We start from the raw sequence: 16,655 nt of genomic DNA, 5'->3' as shown, positions 1-16,655 counted from the left end.
TTTTTAAATGGATCTTGAGGATAAAAAGGTCTTGATCCTTGGCGGTTCCGGGTTGGTTGGGAGCGCTGTTTGCGAACGCCTCAGATCCGAAAGGGTAGGCGGCATGATCGCTCCCACTTCAGGCGTATTGGATCTTGTCGACCAAAAGCAGACAAATGACTTTTTCACGGCGAATGCTGTCGATGTAGTTATCGTAGCGGCCGCTCGCGTAGGCGGAATTCTCGCGAACGATACCTACCGAGCCGAGTTTCTATATCAGAATCTGATGATTGCGGCCAATGTTATAAACGCCGCCCATGAAGCTCGCGTCAAAAAGTTGATCTTCCTGGGAAGTTCCTGCATTTATCCGAAGGCCGCATCACAGCCAATGAGAGAAGAGGATCTGTTAACGGGCGAGTTGGAGGCGACAAATGAACCATATGCTATAGCCAAGATCGCCGGCTTGAAGCTTTGCGAGAATTATTATCGTCAGTACGGAGATAATTTCTTTTCGCTGATGCCTACCAATCTATACGGCCCAAATGATAATTTTGATGCCGAGACATCGCACGTTATACCTGGATTGATCAACAAGATCCATGCGGCAAAGGTAAAAGGTGAATCTAAGGTCACTATTTGGGGCACAGGCCGTCCGCTCCGCGAATTCATGCATGTCAGTGACCTCGCGAACGCTATCGTTTTTGCGATAGAGCGTATTGAAGCGGGGGATATTTATGATTCAGGGATATCCCATTTGAACGTAGGAACCGGCAAAGAGGTTTCCATCAGTGAGCTCAGTATCATGATCTCGGATATCGCGGGATTTAATGGAGAGATCGTTTACGACACCTCGAAACCTGACGGTACTCACAGAAAGCTGATGGACAGCAGCCGTATTAATTCTCTAGGCTGGAAACCTGACGTCGAACTAAGGGCCGGGCTTGAAGAGGTATATAAACTTTATACATTGAAAGACAATACGATCTTGCGAACATCGAGTCGAAAATACTGAAGATGAAGAAGGCATTAGTGACAGGCATTACAGGGCAGGACGGAAGCTATCTCGCAGAGCTTCTTCTTGAAAAGGGCTATGAGGTGCATGGGATCATTCGACGTTCCAGCTCTTTTAATACAGGCCGTATTGATCATCTTTACAAAGACCCGGAGATACTCGACAAGCGCCTTTTTCTTCACTTCGGCGACCTGATCGACCCAAGCAGTCTGAACCGACTGCTTGATAAGACCGAGCCTGACGAGATCTATAATCTGGCGGCTCAGAGTCATGTAAAGGTGTCGTTTGAGATCCCCGATTACACTGCTCAAGTGGATGCTTTGGGAACGCTCCGGTTCCTGGATGCGATCCGCGAGACCGGCCTAAGACACGTGAAATTCTATCAGGCTTCTACGTCGGAGTTGTACGGTTTGGTACAGGAGGTCCCGCAATCTGAAACAACACCGTTCTATCCGCGTTCGCCTTATGGGGTTTCAAAACTCTTCGCATACTGGACCATAGTGAATTATCGTGAGGCCTACGGAATATTTGCCGTAAACGGGATCTTGTTCAATCATGAATCTCCGAGGCGGGGCAACACTTTCGTCACGAAGAAGATCACACGTGGCGTTGCCCAATTAGTTTTGGGGCGGGGAAGCACCATCAGCCTCGGCAACCTGAATGCTCGCCGCGATTGGGGTTATGCTCCTGAATTTTGCGACGGTATGTGGAGAATGCTGCAGCACGGATCCGCTGAGGATTTTGTCCTTGCGACAGGCGAAGAACATTCCGTGCGTGAGTTTGTTGAAGCTGTATTTCTTAGGCTGGGTATCGCGATCGATTGGCGGGGATCGGGTGTTGATGAACAAGGGCTGGTTCATTCCGTGGATGCATCTGTACTCGAGAACGAATTCGGTATTTCGACCACGCTAAAGGCGGGTGACCTAGTCGTAGACATCAATGAAAAGTACTTTAGGCCGACCGAGGTTGACCGCCTGATCGGCGATGCGTCAAAGGCAAAACGGCTTCTAGGTTGGGAGGCAACGACCCGCTTCTCAGATCTTGCGTCCTTGATGATAGAGGCCGACCTCCTTGCCGAAAGCAATAATAGCCGGTAAGAACTCATGCATACGAAACTGGCAATCGTGACGCCTGTTCACAACCGCCGAGCCGAGACACTACAATTTCTGAGCAGCATTTTCCGGTCCGACCTAAAGGGAATTGACGTCAGTGTTTATATTGTTGACGATGGCTCAACTGACGGAACCGCTGAAGCCGTTAGGAAGAACTTTCCGGATGTGAACATCATCGCCGGCGGCGGCGATCTGTGGTTTACAGAAGGTACTAACCGCGGCATAACGGCGGCATTGGCCGACGATCCGGACCTTATTCTTACGTGCAACAATGATTCCATCTTTGATAGAAGCGCTATTGCCCGCCTCGTTGAGTGCTGCCAAAGACACGAGCGCAGCATCGTAGGCGGACTGCTTTTGGATTGGAGCACTCCTCATAAAGTATTTCAGGTCGCGCCTAAATGGGATCTTTGGAAAGGAGGGAACCGGCACTGGTTTCATCAGACCGTGTGGACGGTCCCCAAAAGTCCATGGTACGTAGAAATGATAGTTGGCAACTGCGTGCTTTTTCCTGCAAGCGCAATTCGTGAGGCCGGATTGATGGATTCGAAGCGTTTCCCTCAGTATGGAGATGCAGAATACACACCGCGACTCAGAAAGCTCGGGTGGAAGCTGCTGGTCGAACCGCGGGCACGTGTGTTTTGCAAACCGAACGACCCGCCGTCCGGATTCCGGAATCTGCCCTTGACCGAAAAGTTCCGTCGCCTTTTTTCCGACCCGTTCGGCCCTTACTCCTTGCGTCGACGATTTAATGCTACGATGGCGGTTGCTCCGAACAAGGTCGAGGGCCTTGCTGCGGTCGTGATCTTCGGCATCAGGGTTATCCTTGGGATCAGTCAAGAATCACGCTGGGCAGCAAGCCAGCCGGAACCGCCGCTATCAGAGATCTATGCGTCAAGTGTCGCACAAGAAGACAGCTGAAAGTCGACCGCAAGTATTCTATGTATGGAATTACGTAGAATGGGGCGGAGCACAGATCCATCTCATCTCCATAATGAAATATGCTCGCGAGCTATGGGATATTACGGTTCTATTGCCGCGGGGATCATCGTCAGACATCATCGGATTTTTGACATCGGCAGGTGTCAAGATCGACTTCTTGGAACATAAGTTGGACCTTGCGCAGGCAACTTCTGTCATCGAGAAGATCCGTCGGCAGCTTACAAGGGTCCGTTCAGAATTTGAGATCCTTAATTATTTTCGGAAAGTTGGTTCAAAGCTGTTCGTTGTGCATATCGAAACGGCACCTTGGCAGTCGTGGCAGTTGCTGTCTTTGCTGCGTGCATTGGGCGGAAAGGTCTTTGTAACTTCCCATAACACACTGGTTGACGGCGCTTTTTGGCGCCGATGGCTTTGGAAAGGCAGGCTTCGGTTTCTATTGGCGACCGGATCGCTCCGACTGTTCGCTGCAAATCGCGACACATTGGAGCGTCTGGCGCAATGGGTGCCTAAAAAATACTTGGAATTCATCCCCGTTACCTACACGTCTATCGACCCTGCCGAGATAGCGGACGCCAAAATGCTCACCGACGAACGACAGGGAATTCGCGAGAAATTTGGGTTTTCAGAAACTGAAACCGTGGTGCTTTGCGTGGGACAGTTCATTGACCGCAAAGGCCGATGGATATTTTTGGAAGCAGCACAACAGATCGTCCTGACAGAAGAAAAGATGCGATTCGTGTGGCTCACGCCGGAGTTGCCGTCCGACGCAATACAGAAAAGGGTCGCGGATCATGACCTTGGTGATTCGTTTCGATTCGTAAAATCATCAATGGCAGGGGGCGATAGGATCGATGTACTGAAGTTCTATCACATCGCTGATATATTTGCACTTCCGAGCTATTTGGAGGGACTTCCGATCTCTCTGCTCGAAGCAATGGCTTTGGGTCTGCCGTGTATCTCAACGAATATTAACTCTATCCCTGAGGCAGTCATTCACATGAAAACCGGCGTTCTCATCGAACCGGGCGATGCGGGTGCACTTGCCGACGCGATCATTCGGCTTGCGAATGACCCAAAACTCCGTTCGGAGCTCTCAAAGAATGCAAAAGAACTCGTCTTAGAGAAGTTCGACGAACGGATCGCAGCGGATACCGTTTTATCTGCTTACGCTGACGCTCTTGACCCTGATGCCTGAAACAAACAGCAGATCAGCGCTCGTAGCAAAGAATGCTATTTTTAGCGTTCTCTCATGGATGCTGCCGCTTGGCCTTAGCCTTATAGTGACCCCGATCATCGTCAGCGGCTTGGGCACGGCATCCTTCGGCATCTATGCACTTGCTCTCGGCTTCATCGGTTATTCATTCACTTTCGGCATCGGAAAGGCGGCAGGCAAATACGTAGCCCAGTTCAAGGCAGCGGGCGACACCAAAGCCATTTCGGAGGCAGTAACGGCGGTGCTTGCCGCAAGCGCGATCCTGGGAGTTGTCGCCGCCATCGTTTTCTGGCTTTTCTCCCGCACTTTGGTCGTAGAGCTGCTCGCACTGCCTGACGACCAGGTCGAGGCCGCAACCCGATCTCTGCAGCTTGCGGGCATGGTGATCTTGTTCACGATGATAAGCCTTGTTTACCAAAACGTTTTACAGGGCATTCAGCGGTTTGATCGGTTGCTTCTGATCTCGAACATTAGTGCGGTCAGTATGAATGCAGGTGCCGCGGTCATTGCTTTCAATGGAGGTACGGTCGAGGCATTGCTCCTTTGGAATCTGATAACTGTCGCAAGCATAGCGATCGTCTTTTTTTTGACGGCAAAAGCCCTGCTGCCGGAGCTTCGCTTCGATCTGTCGATACGGAATCAGATCCGAAGAAAGGTCTTTTTCTACTCCGGAAGCATAATCCTCTATCAAGTGGCGGGAAACCTTTTGTTCATCTTTGAGAGGTCGCTGATCGTAAGGGAATTCGGCACTTCTGTTCTCACCTTTTACGCCATCCCGCTTTCACTTGCAGTCCATTTTCTCGGTTTTGCTGCAGGCATTTCGCTTGCGGTATTCCCGGCCGCAAATTCGCTGCTCGGCGACAAGGATAAGTCGCTGGTTCTGTACAAAGTTTCCACCAAGCTATTGGTCGGTGCGTCATCATTTTTCTGTTTGGGGCGGTCCTGTTTGGCCAGGAATTTCTAGCTCTGTGGCTCGGCACCGATTTCGCCGAACGCTCGTACACTATCCTTGTCTTTCATTCCGCAACATTTGCGATAATGGGCGCAACGATAATTGCTTGGCAGTTCACCGAAAGCAATGAAAAATATGGGCTGAATGCCGCATTTACCGCGGCAAGTTCACTGACAGCAGCTATCTTGATGATCTTTTTGTTCAGGACCTACGGATCGGAAGGCATCGCTTTCAGCAGATTTGCAGGTTCCTCAGTACTGATCTTTCTGATCGTGGTCTTTGAGAAGCGCATTTTCGGAACGGTTTTGCTGCCGCTCTGGCTTCTGCTGCCGGTAAAGATTCTTATCGCCGCATTGGCGGCGGGGACCGCGTCCTTTGTGTTGTCAGGTCTTTTGCCCGGCGGATGGATCTCCTTGATCGCGGAGGCGGCCATTTCATTTCTGATCTTCTGCGGTATTTTGCTAATTATGAGATTTTTCGCTCAAGACGAGATCGAGATTTTCAAGAGTGTTCTGAGGCGGTTATTCTTGAGAGGTCAGAAAGTATGATCCCGGAAGATCTCTCATTAGTTCAGCGCGTCGAGTTCATACGCGAGGTTTGCCGAGGGCAGCGTGTCCTTCATCTCGGATGCACAAATGCGCCCTACACAGAAGAGTCGATCCGGAACGGAACACTTCTCCACGCGGTGATCGCTGATGTTGCTGAATCACTTACCGGCCTTGATTCCGATGACGCCGGCCTGCTGGCTCTTGAATGTGCAGGTTTTAGCGATCTTATAAAGGGAGATCTGACCGACCTCGATAACGTCGGCCTTGAGCCCCAATTCGATGTAATAATTGCCGGCGAGATAATTGAACATCTGAACGATCCGGGCCGTTTTCTGAGTGGAATTCGGCGGCTGATGAACCCTTCAACCGACCTTGTCATCACCACTGTCAATGCATACTGTGCAATGCGTTTCTTTCAGTATGGGCTTCGTGGCAAAGGCGGCGTCAATGAACCGGTTCACCCCGACCACGTTGCGTATTACTCCTATTCGACCTTGAAACTTCTTTTGAAGCGCCACAACTTTGAGCTTCGGTCATTCTATTTTTATGATCTGGGAGTCGAACACCGGCCCACGAACCGAGCAGTAGTAAATTTAATAAATGACATTTGCGTCAAGTTTTCACGCCAGTGGGCGGACGGACTTGTAGCCATCTGCAGAAAAGTCGACAATTGAGAATCGATTTCTTGATGCGAGAAATAAGGGCACAAAACTATTCTCCCTCATTGGCCGGCGACCGCATGCTGCCGGGCATTGCATTGATGCTCGGAGCGGCGGTATGCGCGGCTCTTGCTTTGATGTACGCACAAGGCGTCCTGGAGGCCTTTCCGCATCACTATCTCATCCCGTGGGTGATCGGCCTTGGGGCGGTGTTCATTCTCCCGTCATTGCTGCTTTGGCATAAAGGCAGATTTTCTTTCGCGGACCCGTTGATATTTGCGACATGGTCGTATTTTTTCCCGGCCTTTTGTTTAGGCGGTTTCTTTCTCGCGGTCGGCTGGTCAGATCCGATCTACATAAATCTTGTTCGCGACCCTCAAAGCGACCTCCCATTCACGATCTTCATTCTTGGCCTTGGGTTCGTCGGTCTCGCACTCGGTTATTTTTTGTCCATCGGGCGCCGCGTCGGCCGGTATCTCGGTTCAAAGCTTCCTGAAGCAAGAACGAGCGACCCCTCATACATAATCCCTTCGCTTATTTTGCTATCTATCGGAGCGATCATTACTGTTTCAGAGTTCACTCTTGGCAAATTTGGTTTCCAGCGTGCCGAGGAAATATCTTCGTACGACGGCATCCTATTTCTGACGCAGCAATTCTGGTTTCAGGGGAGTTTTATCCTCTGGTTGATATTATTCAGGGCTGAAAAGCTCAAATTCTATTTTCTGCCGGTAATTGCAATTCTTGTCGGCTCAAGCGTTACCAAGTCGATTTTCGCAGGCAACCGCGGAATGATGATCCAGATATTTGCTCTGATCGTACTTGCGTACATCCTTTCCGGACGTCAATTCAGAGCTAAGCAAATGGCGATCGGCGGCGGAATACTGATCGTTATCCTAATATCGGGGATGATCTTTGGCACGACCCTGAGAATGGTAAAGGGCGACGAGTCTCAATTGCAGGCGGGCGAATACATTGAAAAGATTGGTCAAACTTTCGAGGAGGTCGGCGGAGCCAGCTCGGTTGAGAGTCTGGAATTTGGGGCGACCTCGCTGGTTGGACGAATGGATATCGTCAGCACGGTGGGCGTGGTTGTTTCAAACTACGAATTGCTGAAGCCTTATGAGGACGCCTACGGACTCGACAACAACATTATTAACGAGCTTTCGACGTTCTTCATACCTCGCGTGTTGTGGCCCGAAAAGCCGACAGCCTCTGACCCAAGGCGTTATAGTGATCTCTATTTCAACACGGGCGAAACGTCATTTGCGATCACTCCCATCGGCGACCTTCTCCGCAATTTCGGACCGGTGGGCGTTCCGATCGGCATGTTGGTCATCGGCATTTTTATACGGCTTTTCTATTCCGCATTGGTAGAGCAGCAACTTCCATCGATCTGGAAGTATTCCATCTACATAATGCTGCTTACGTGTATTTCATACGAAGGTTTTTACGGTACCATCATTCCCACGCTGTTCAGATTCCTGATCACGGCGTCGGTCGGAGTACTTTTCGTGATGGTTATAGCCAAGCGTATAGATAAGGCAGGCTTTTTCAGGCCCCCAAAAGCCCTTTTGTAAACCCATGATCGTATTCACAAATGGATGTTTCGACATTATCCATCCAGGTCATATTGACCTCCTGGAGCGTGCCAAGGCGCTCGGGGACCGACTAATTGTAGGCCTTAACAGCGACAGGTCGGTCCGCTCCATCAAAGGGCCGGACCGCCCTATCCAGAATCAAGTGGATCGGGCGGCAGTGCTGAGCGGCCTAAGGTCGGTCGACGAGGTCATCATCTTTGACGAAGCAACACCCGAGGAGCTGATACGTAAGATCAAGCCGGATGTGCTGGTCAAAGGCGGCGACTGGCCGGTAACCGAGATAGTCGGTGCAGACCTCGTCCAAAGCTGGGGCGGCAAGGTCGTCTCTCTTCCTTTGCTGCCCGGATATTCTTCATCCGCCATCATCGATAGAATGACGGAAGATCGGCCTGCCCGCAATGGCAGAGGCTCAGACGAAGGCTCTGATTCACTCAAAGAACATATTTCAGTGATGGATCAGCTGGACGCTGAATGCAGAGATTCCATAGCGAAATGTTTCGGAATCCTCTCCGACACCTTGATGAAAGGGCAAAAGGTACTTGTCTGCGGCAATGGCGGAAGCGCTGCCGATGCTCAGCATATCGCGGCTGAATTAGTTGGCCGATTCGAAAGGGAAAGGCGCGCGTATCCTGCGATCGCCCTAACGACCGATACATCGGCTCTTACCGCACTTGCTAACGATTACGATTTTGAGAGGGTTTTCGCCCGTCAGGTAGAAGCGCTCGCCGCGGCTGGCGATTGCCTGATCGCGATCAGCACGAGCGGAAACTCACCGAACGTAATAGCGGCGGTAATGGAAGCACGCAGGAAAGGTGCTCGCGTGATCGGCATGACCGGATCCGGAGGCAAAAAGCTCGCGTCCTTGTGTGACGCCTGCTTAATGGTCCCATCGTTAAGGACCGCCCGTATTCAAGAAGCTCATATCACCGTCGCTCACTTTTGGTGCGAAATGCTCGATTCCGCAGATGCGTCCGTTGCCGCATAACTATGAACATCGATCTGTTGAATAGTTTTTCAGAAGCCTCGGTCCTAGTGATCGGCGATGTGATGCTTGATCGTTATTGGTGGGGCGACGCGGTCAAGATCTCACCTGAAGCTCCTGTCCCCGTGGTAAGACTTACCAGGTCTTCGATCGCTGTAGGAGGGGCAGCGAACGTAGCGGCGAATCTGAGAGGGTTGGGCGTACAAACTACACTGATCGGATCGATCGGTAACGATCAGGAAGGAAGTCTGCTTCGGGACGAGTTGGAACAGCTCGGGGTCGGGATCGGACTATTGATCCGCAGCGACGATCGGCCCACTACGGTCAAGACCCGCGTCATTGCTCACAATCAGCAGGTGACGAGGATCGACCAGGAATCAAATGAACCGATCAATGCGGCTGCAGAGGACGAAGTGATCGCCATGTTTTCTGGTCAGCTCGAGAAATGTGACGCTGTTGTCGTCTCCGACTATGCAAAAGGACTCCTTACAACGAAAGTTCTGTCTGCATTGATAGATAAAGCTAATACGCTTCGAAAGCCTGTACTCATTGACCCAAAAGGCAAGGACTACAGTAAATATCGAGGAGCCACGATCCTGACGCCAAACCGCCACGAGGCCGCCGATGCGTGCGGTATTTCAGAGGCCGAACCAGATTTTGTTTCAAGGGCAGGATCGAAGCTGCTCTCCGAACTTGACTGCAAGGCGATCCTTGTCACTCGCGGTGAGGACGGCATGTCGCTTTTCGAGCACGATTCGGTCCTTCATTTGCCAACGACTGCGCGCCGCGTCTTTGACGTGACAGGTGCCGGTGACACCGTTATCGCCACATTGGCCGCCGGTATCGCGGCCGGTGCGGATCTGGCTACTGCGAGCCGGCTCGCTAATGTCGCGGCGGGAATTGTCGTTGAGTCCGTCGGCACTACACACATTCGTTTGGACGACCTCAGAGGTGCCGAGTTCGATGCATGAGCGTGTGTCTCGTTCAAAGCGAATTTTAATATTCCGCACCGGGCACCTAGGCGACGCCGTTGCCGCGGTGCCGGCATTGTGGGCCATTAGGAAGCACTTTCCGGAAGCGTCCATTACATTAATGACGAATGGGTCTGATCGAAATGGTTTCCTTTCTGCACAGCACGTCTTGCCGCCCGTCGGACTGATCGACAAATTTATACATTACCCGAACAAGGCGGGCGGAGGATTTGCCGCTTCGGCGGCGCTTCTTTTGGCGAAACTTAGGATCAAGCGTTTTGACAGCGTCTTCTATTTGATGCCGAGGGTTCGAACGGTGACGCAAATGTATCGCGACGAGCGTTTTTTTCGCCTGGCCGGAATAAAAGAGTGCCTCGGTTTTGAGTATGCACGGTCAAAGTGGCTGTCAACCAAATGCGGCCATCCTTCACCTGTCCTCGAACGCGATGCGGAATATCTTCTAGACGTAGTTCGTTCATCAGGCATCAATGTCCCGACAAATGCGATCGAGGATACGGATCTGCTGCTCTCTGAAGCCGAACAGGGTGCAGCGGAGACTTTCATAGAGGAACAGGTGTTGTCCGGTCTGGATGGCCGGCGGCTTATCGGCATCTCGCCGGGAAGCAAGTGGCCTTCAAAAGTGTGGCCGATAGACCGCTACATCGCTGTGCTTCAAAGGTTAGTTGCCGATGAGAATGTCTTTCCCGTCATTACAGGCGGTCCCGATGACCGACATGCGGGCGAGTTGATCGTTGACAGGTGCGGGATCGGCGCGGTTGCCGCGGGCAGTCTCAGCGTCAGGGAAACGGCCGCATTGCTTGGCCGTTGCGAAATGTTTCTGGGAAATGACAGCGGGCCGATGCATCTTGCCGCCGCGATGGGAACGCCTTGTGTTGCGATATTTGCCGCGATCGATTGGGCAGGCGCCTGGTATCCATTCGGCAATTCGAATACGGTATTTCGCCGCAATGTAGAATGTGAGGGCTGCCGCGTGCCGCATTGCCACAACGATGCATTGTGCCTGAAACTAATAGAGCCGGAGGAAGTCGTATCAGCGTGCAAAGATACGTTACGAAGAAATTGTGACAAATAGGATCGCGATAATTGGGGCGAACGGCATGCTCGGGCATAAGCTCGTGCAGGTCTTGAGACAGGACAACGACGTTTGGGCCTTCGTGCGTGCTAGTCGCGCAACTAACTTGCCGCGCAGCATTTTTCCGCAAGATCGAATCGAAGTCGTGGACAATATCCTCTTCGGCGATGATCTTGCAGAGGCTCTTCAAAAGATCAAGCCTAATTTGATAATTAACGCCGCCGGCATCATCAAACAAGTACCTGAGGCGAATGACGTGGCCGGTCTGATCGAGGTCAACGCCGCTTTTCCGCATAGGTTGGCGGCGATCGGCAAGAATGTTGACGCTCGGGTCATTACGATCGGAACTGACTGTGTATTCAGTGGGCGAAAAGGAAATTACAAGGAATCTGACAAACCCGACGCGGAAGATCTCTACGGACGCAGCAAATTGCTGGGCGAGCTGACGGATCAACATTGTCTCACTCTGCGAACGTCTATCATCGGCCGTGAACTGAACACAAGGCATAGTTTGGTCGAATGGTTCCTTCGAAATCGCGGAGGTTCGGTTCAGGGCTATACCAAAGCTATCTATTCCGGAATGCCGACAATTGTGTTTGCCAACGTCGTCCGGCAATTGATCACTTCCCATAACAACATCTCAGGCGTCTATCATGTCGCGAGTTCGCCGATCTCGAAATTTGACCTTTTGAATAAGCTGAATGCCGCCTACGGTGCAGGTGCCTCTTTAGAACCCACAGACGAACCGGTGATCGACCGCAGCCTGGATGCGACTCTGTTTACAAATGCCACGGGTATCGCCATTCCGGATTGGGATGAGATGATCCGGGCTATGGCAGCTGATCCGACTGAATACGATACGGCACATCGGTGAAGCGGGAACGTTTCTCTGCAGCCATGACGAGTGTTAGAATCCTAATTTTCCACATACAAGTGACAACAGATGGCAATGTTTGAGGGCAAAAGAATTTTGGTGACCGGCGGAACTGGATCGCTTGGGAAAACCCTAGTAAGGCGTATACTGAGCGGCCGCGACGGAAAGCCTGAGAGAGTGACCGTCTTTTCGCGTGATGAAGCCAAGCAGCACTACATGCGGCTTGACTTTATGCATCGCAAACATGCAACCGATGAAGTGATCTATGAAAACGCGGCCGACGTGCTGAATTTTCGCATCGGTGATGTTCGGGACGCTGATGCCGTAAAACGAGCGGTCGATGGCATAGACATTGTATTTAACGCTGCTGCATTGAAGCAGGTACCTTCGTGCGAGTATTTCCCGTTTGAGGCTGTGCAGACCAACATCAACGGAGCTCACAATCTTGTCAACGCCGTCGCTCAGAGGGGCTCCTCCGTCAAGAAGGTGATCGGCATTTCCACCGACAAAGCCTGTAAACCCATCAACGTCATGGGAATGACGAAGGCCATTCAGGAACGCATTTTTATCGAGGCCAATCGAGATATTGAAGATATCGACTTAAATTGCGTCCGATACGGAAACGTCATCGCGTCGCGCGGTTCCATCATTCCGCTTTTTCTTGAACAGATAGAAAAGGGCGTTCCTGTCACGGTTACCATGCCCGAGATGACCAGGTTCCTTTTGAGCCTCGAAAGGGCGGTCGATACGGTTTTTGAAGCTGTGAAGAGCCCCGGCAGAGGCGAGACATTCGTTCCAAAGGTAGCGTCCGCAAAGATCACCGATGTCGCCGAAGTGCTTTTGAATGGCAAAGACCTGCCGATTCACTTTACGGGTATCCGCCCGGGCGAAAAGGTGCATGAGATCATGGTTTCCGAAGAGGAGTGTTTCCGCACCGTTAGTCAGGGCGACTACTATGTCATTCAGCCTGTTCTGCCGGAACTCAGAAGGATAGCCGATGCTGAGCAGGCGCTTGAGGTCGAGTATTCATCCCGGGACAACAATTTGGACCACGATGCACTTCGCGAACTGCTTTCCGCATCAACCGAGGAGATCCGCCAGTTTTTGAAACGGGCTTAAGCCGCTCCTTTTTCGGTATCGCCTATGAAGATAATGACCATTTTCGGGACCAGGCCCGAGATAATACGGCTCTCGCTCATAATGCGTGTTCTCGATCAGCATTGTGATCATATTACCGTTCACACAGGTCAAAATTTTGATCACAATCTGAGCGCTGTTTTCTTCGATGAACTTGAGATCCGACGTCCTGACATTAGTCTCGCAATTCGCTCTAACAGGTTCGCCGAACAGGCTGCCGCCATATTGGAGCGCGTTGATACGGTGCTTGATGATGAACGTCCTGACAGGGTTCTGATCCTTGGTGATACGAATAGCGCCCTCTCTGCGATAGCGGCGGCAAGGCGCGGAATACCCGTATTTCACATGGAAGCGGGGAATAGGTGCTATGACGACCGCGTTCCCGAAGAGGTCAATCGGCGGATAATCGACCACTCTTCGACCATACTCCTGCCTTATACCGAACGGAGCAAAGAGAACCTTGTGCGTGAGGGAATACCGCGCGATCGGATATTCATCACGGGCAACCCCATTTTCGAAGTTCTCGAAGGTTACAAAGACAAGATCGAAGCGAACGAGGTGCTTAATGAACTCGGCGTACGCCCGTATGAGTATTTTTTAGCTACGATTCACCGTTCCGAAAATGTCGATGACGGGCAGCGGCTTGCAAATATTTTCAGAGGCTTGCACGACGTGACACAAGAGCTTGGAAAGCCGGTCCTCGTTTCTGTGCACCCCAGAACCGCTGAAAAACTGAACAGTTTCAATATTGACATCGACCCCGATCAAGTGCGTTTGCTGGAGGCAATGGGGTTCATTGATTTCGTTTGGCTTGAACGAAACTCGCTCGCGGTGCTTACGGACAGCGGCACAGTACAGGAAGAGTGTGCGATCTTCGGCATTCCGAACGTCACGGTTCGCGATGTCACAGAAAGACCCGAAACTGTTGAATGCGGGAGCAACATTCTTTCCGGGGCAGAACCGTCAGCGATCCTTGCTGCAGTCAAACTTGCTGTTGCTCAACCGGCCCTTTGGTCGCCGCCAAGTGAATACAAGACCCAAACGGTCTCAAGTACGGTTTGTAAGATATTGCTCGGACGCCTGAGTCTTCGGGAGCATCATTAGGATTTCAGATGTCCGCAAGCAACGATCCGGCAGTATCTTCTCCGTCACCGAGAATGTGGCTCGTTTCTGAGGTTTACTATCCGGAAGAGATCTCCACGGGATACTATCTGACTGCTATCGCAGAGGGTATTGCCGCTGATCATCCGGTTTCGGTTCTGACCGGTCAACCGAAACATATGGCCCGAGGGGTCAAGGCCCCAAAAAGGGAGACTAGAAATAAAGTTGAAATTCATCGTGTCTGGTGTACGACATTCGATAAGAATTTCCTAATTCTCCGCCTGATCAACATGGTCACGGTCGGTGTGTCGATGTTCGTTCGATCATTATTCCTTTTCCGGAAGGGCGATCGTATTTTAGTATGTACCGCCCCGCCGAGCCTGCCTTTTACTACTACCGCCGCAGCGTTGCTGAAGGGAAGTGCGGTCACTGTGCTTGTCCAGGACAGCTATCCTGAGATACTTGAGGCCGTAGGGACTATCAAAAGGGGGTCACTGATCTCGCGATCCATCGATATGGTCAATCGATGGGTGTTCAAATACGCGGCCGGTATTGTCGTGATGGGACGTGATATGAAGAGGTCTTTCGAAAACAAAGCGAGAGGACTGGATCCGCGGATCTTTTATATCCCAAATTGGGCGGACCTGGATGAGATTGAACCGCGTCCGCGTGTCGAAAATGAACTATTGGCAGAATTGGGGCTAGAGAATAAGTTCGTTTTTTTGTATGCCGGGAACATTGGACATCCTACTGATGTTGAAACGATCATCGGTGCCGCGTCCAAATTGCTAAAGCTGCGTCCGGAAATACACTTCCTTTTTATCGGAGCCGGAGCTAAGGCCGACTGGCTGAAGAGGTCCGTCGAAAAGGACGGCTTGTCTAATGTGACCATTCTTGACTACAAGCCGCGGTCGGAACAGATCATTTTTCTTAATGCGTCCGACATCGGATTGGTGGCCCTCATCAGAGGTATGGTGGGAACAGCTATGCCCAGCAGAACCTATAATTTGATGGCGGCAGGCAAACCTATCCTGGCTCTGACCGAAGCCGGGTCGGAATTATCCATGGTGATCGACGAAGACAAAATTGGTTGGCATACTGAGCCCGGCGATGCGGACACTCTTACCAAACTCATCCTAAGAACAGTTGAAGATCCAAAACTGCTTGACGAAATGGGATCGAATGCTCGAAAGGCCGCGGTGGAAAAATATTCGAAGGATTCGGCCGTTCTCGCATACAGGGAAGCTGTTTTCGGCGGCGACTAGATAATTGATTTACTGATGCTAACGCGATATTTCTCACTTTGCTGTTTTGTTTGACTCTCGGTCGGCCTGCTGTTTCAATGTTACTTTGCTCACGACGCGAGTGTTCTCTCCTGCGATAACACAAGTGATGCTCGTTGCGGTGTCTGATGCTTTTATCAAATGAAATTTTAGCTATCGGCGCTTTGATCTTTTTTCTGATCATCGTACTCGCATATTACGGCGTTGCTGTTTATCGCATACTGAGTTTGAAAAATGAGCTTCTCGACATTCCCAATGAGAGAAGTTCACATTCCGAACCAATTCCTCACGGAGCGGGACTGGTCATAGTCCTAATTTGTTTAACTTCGTATGTACCTATCTCCGTTCTATTTTTAGGATCCTTCTCATGGGGTTATCTGCTTGGGGCCTCATTGATCGCCCTTATAAGTTTTCTTGATGACATCTTTTCGATCCCTATATACGTTCGTCTCTTCATTCATGCCCTCGCCGCTGCCTGCTTGATCGCCGATGTCGACACTTGGCACGGCATTTCGATGCTGGGCGGTATAAGCCTTGGGAACTGGGGTTATCTGATCACGTTCCTCTGGATTGTTTGGATGGTTAACTCGTACAACTTCATGGACGGCATTGACGGGCTTGCTGGCCTTCAAGCTGTCATCGCGGGCCTCGGATGGATGTTTTTATGCGGTATTCTCGGCATACCATCGCTGTTCCTGTTCAGCGGTGTCATAGCTGCGGCGAGTCTCGGCTTTCTGTTTCATAATTGGCGTCCCGCAAACATCTTCATGGGCGATGTGGGAAGCGCTTTTTTGGGCTTCACATTTGCCGCGCTGCCATTGCTTGCGAGAGTGACAAATCAATCAAAATCTTGGGATCTGCTGCCGATAGCTGCCGTGCTTTTCGTATGGTTCTTTTTGTTCGACTCGGTCATCACGCTTTTGCGCAGAGCAGTTCGAGGAGAAAGGATTTGGATCGCTCATCGGGAACATTTGTTCCAACGGTTAGTGCTGTCGGGGTATACACACCGGCGGGTAACTTTGATATATGGCGTCCTTGCGTCGTTGCTCAGTTTATCGGTCTTGCTTTCAGTTGAGTATCGAGAGGATATCGGACTCGCCATGTTTCCGGTCGTGATGATCCTGACCGCAATATTATTATTTGCCGTTTATCGCCGTAAGGTCCTCAGTTGATGCCTAAAAAAAAGCAGACCGAAATTC

At 51.2% G+C, this 16,655-nt stretch carries 16 protein-coding genes; all 16 read left to right on the top strand.

The annotated features are described in order from the left end of the window. The first annotated feature begins 7 nt into the window (after positions 1-7). Positions 8-991 carry a GDP-L-fucose synthase gene (locus tag IPM50_00595; protein QQS33116.1) on the top strand — a complete coding sequence of 328 codons (984 nt, stop codon included), beginning with the start codon at positions 8-10 and terminating at the stop codon, positions 989-991. Between the two features lie 2 nt (positions 992-993). Further along, positions 994-2,088: a GDP-mannose 4,6-dehydratase gene (gene gmd / locus IPM50_00590; GenBank protein QQS33115.1), complete on the top strand. Its 1,095-nt coding sequence runs from the start codon at positions 994-996 to the stop codon at positions 2,086-2,088. A 6-nt stretch (positions 2,089-2,094) separates the two neighbouring features. Beyond that, on the top strand, positions 2,095-3,024 hold the full coding sequence (locus IPM50_00585; GenBank protein ID QQS33114.1) for a glycosyltransferase family 2 protein: 930 nt from the start codon (positions 2,095-2,097) through the stop codon (positions 3,022-3,024). Further along, positions 3,002-4,240, top strand: coding sequence for a glycosyltransferase family 4 protein (locus IPM50_00580; protein ID QQS33113.1), 1,239 nt, complete (start codon positions 3,002-3,004; stop codon positions 4,238-4,240). The genes IPM50_00585 and IPM50_00580 overlap by 23 nt, the downstream gene beginning before the upstream one ends. Continuing rightward, entirely contained in the window at positions 4,233-5,222 is a 990-nt protein-coding gene (locus IPM50_00575; protein QQS33112.1) for an oligosaccharide flippase family protein, read from the top strand. Before IPM50_00580 ends, IPM50_00575 begins: the two co-directional genes overlap by 8 nt. A 74-nt stretch (positions 5,223-5,296) precedes the next feature. After that, positions 5,297-5,758 carry a hypothetical protein gene (locus IPM50_00570; protein QQS33111.1) on the top strand — a complete coding sequence of 154 codons (462 nt, stop codon included), beginning with the start codon at positions 5,297-5,299 and terminating at the stop codon, positions 5,756-5,758. After that, entirely contained in the window at positions 5,755-6,432 is a 678-nt protein-coding gene (locus IPM50_00565; GenBank protein ID QQS33110.1) for a methyltransferase domain-containing protein, read from the top strand. Before IPM50_00570 ends, IPM50_00565 begins: the two co-directional genes overlap by 4 nt. A gap of 14 nt (positions 6,433-6,446) precedes the next feature. Then, complete coding sequence (locus IPM50_00560; protein ID QQS33109.1) at positions 6,447-7,994, top strand: oligosaccharide repeat unit polymerase; 1,548 nt, start codon at positions 6,447-6,449, stop codon at positions 7,992-7,994. Between the two features lie 4 nt (positions 7,995-7,998). Then, positions 7,999-9,000: a D-glycero-beta-D-manno-heptose 1-phosphate adenylyltransferase gene (gene rfaE2 / locus IPM50_00555; GenBank protein QQS33108.1), complete on the top strand. Its 1,002-nt coding sequence runs from the start codon at positions 7,999-8,001 to the stop codon at positions 8,998-9,000. Between the two features lie 2 nt (positions 9,001-9,002). Beyond that, positions 9,003-9,968, top strand: a complete 966-nt coding sequence (rfaE1, locus tag IPM50_00550) for a D-glycero-beta-D-manno-heptose-7-phosphate kinase (protein QQS33107.1) — start codon at positions 9,003-9,005, stop codon at positions 9,966-9,968. Positions 9,969-10,089: 121 nt separating this feature from the next. Then, on the top strand, positions 10,090-11,061 hold the full coding sequence (locus IPM50_00545) for a glycosyltransferase family 9 protein (GenBank protein ID QQS33106.1): 972 nt from the start codon (positions 10,090-10,092) through the stop codon (positions 11,059-11,061). After that, on the top strand, positions 11,051-11,935 hold the full coding sequence (locus IPM50_00540) for an SDR family oxidoreductase (GenBank protein QQS33105.1): 885 nt from the start codon (positions 11,051-11,053) through the stop codon (positions 11,933-11,935). The genes IPM50_00545 and IPM50_00540 overlap by 11 nt, the downstream gene beginning before the upstream one ends. A 75-nt stretch (positions 11,936-12,010) precedes the next feature. Continuing rightward, positions 12,011-13,054, top strand: coding sequence for a polysaccharide biosynthesis protein (locus IPM50_00535; protein QQS34429.1), 1,044 nt, complete (start codon positions 12,011-12,013; stop codon positions 13,052-13,054). A 24-nt stretch (positions 13,055-13,078) separates the two neighbouring features. After that, entirely contained in the window at positions 13,079-14,176 is a 1,098-nt protein-coding gene (gene wecB, locus IPM50_00530; protein ID QQS33104.1) for a UDP-N-acetylglucosamine 2-epimerase (non-hydrolyzing), read from the top strand. Positions 14,177-14,184: 8 nt separating this feature from the next. After that, positions 14,185-15,438 (top strand): glycosyltransferase family 4 protein, encoded by a 1,254-nt coding sequence (locus IPM50_00525; protein QQS33103.1) that lies wholly within the window; start codon positions 14,185-14,187, stop codon positions 15,436-15,438. A gap of 146 nt (positions 15,439-15,584) precedes the next feature. Beyond that, positions 15,585-16,628, top strand: coding sequence for a glycosyltransferase family 4 protein (locus IPM50_00520; protein QQS33102.1), 1,044 nt, complete (start codon positions 15,585-15,587; stop codon positions 16,626-16,628). Positions 16,629-16,655 lie beyond the last annotated feature (27 nt).

This window comes from Acidobacteriota bacterium (genome assembly GCA_016700075.1).
Taxonomy (GTDB): domain Bacteria; phylum Acidobacteriota; class Blastocatellia; order Pyrinomonadales; family Pyrinomonadaceae; genus OLB17.
This window is presented reverse-complemented; position numbering and strand designations above follow the sequence as displayed.

Bases quoted from the DNA above. Each gene is read 5' to 3' on its own strand.
- IPM50_00595 (QQS33116.1), top strand. From the start codon at position 8: ATGGATCTTGAGGATAAAAAGGTCTTGATCCTTGGCGGTTCCGGGTTG.
- gmd (QQS33115.1), top strand. From the start codon at position 994: ATGAAGAAGGCATTAGTGACAGGCATTACAGGGCAGGACGGAAGCTAT.
- IPM50_00585 (QQS33114.1), top strand. From the start codon at position 2,095: ATGCATACGAAACTGGCAATCGTGACGCCTGTTCACAACCGCCGAGCC.
- IPM50_00575 (QQS33112.1), top strand. From the start codon at position 4,233: ATGCCTGAAACAAACAGCAGATCAGCGCTCGTAGCAAAGAATGCTATT.
- IPM50_00570 (QQS33111.1), top strand. From the start codon at position 5,297: ATGGGCGCAACGATAATTGCTTGGCAGTTCACCGAAAGCAATGAAAAA.
- IPM50_00565 (QQS33110.1), top strand. From the start codon at position 5,755: ATGATCCCGGAAGATCTCTCATTAGTTCAGCGCGTCGAGTTCATACGC.
- IPM50_00560 (QQS33109.1), top strand. From the start codon at position 6,447: ATGCGAGAAATAAGGGCACAAAACTATTCTCCCTCATTGGCCGGCGAC.
- rfaE2 (QQS33108.1), top strand. From the start codon at position 7,999: ATGATCGTATTCACAAATGGATGTTTCGACATTATCCATCCAGGTCAT.
- rfaE1 (QQS33107.1), top strand. From the start codon at position 9,003: ATGAACATCGATCTGTTGAATAGTTTTTCAGAAGCCTCGGTCCTAGTG.
- IPM50_00545 (QQS33106.1), top strand. From the start codon at position 10,090: ATGACGAATGGGTCTGATCGAAATGGTTTCCTTTCTGCACAGCACGTC.
- IPM50_00535 (QQS34429.1), top strand. From the start codon at position 12,011: ATGTTTGAGGGCAAAAGAATTTTGGTGACCGGCGGAACTGGATCGCTT.
- wecB (QQS33104.1), top strand. From the start codon at position 13,079: ATGAAGATAATGACCATTTTCGGGACCAGGCCCGAGATAATACGGCTC.
- IPM50_00525 (QQS33103.1), top strand. From the start codon at position 14,185: ATGTCCGCAAGCAACGATCCGGCAGTATCTTCTCCGTCACCGAGAATG.
- IPM50_00520 (QQS33102.1), top strand. From the start codon at position 15,585: ATGCTTTTATCAAATGAAATTTTAGCTATCGGCGCTTTGATCTTTTTT.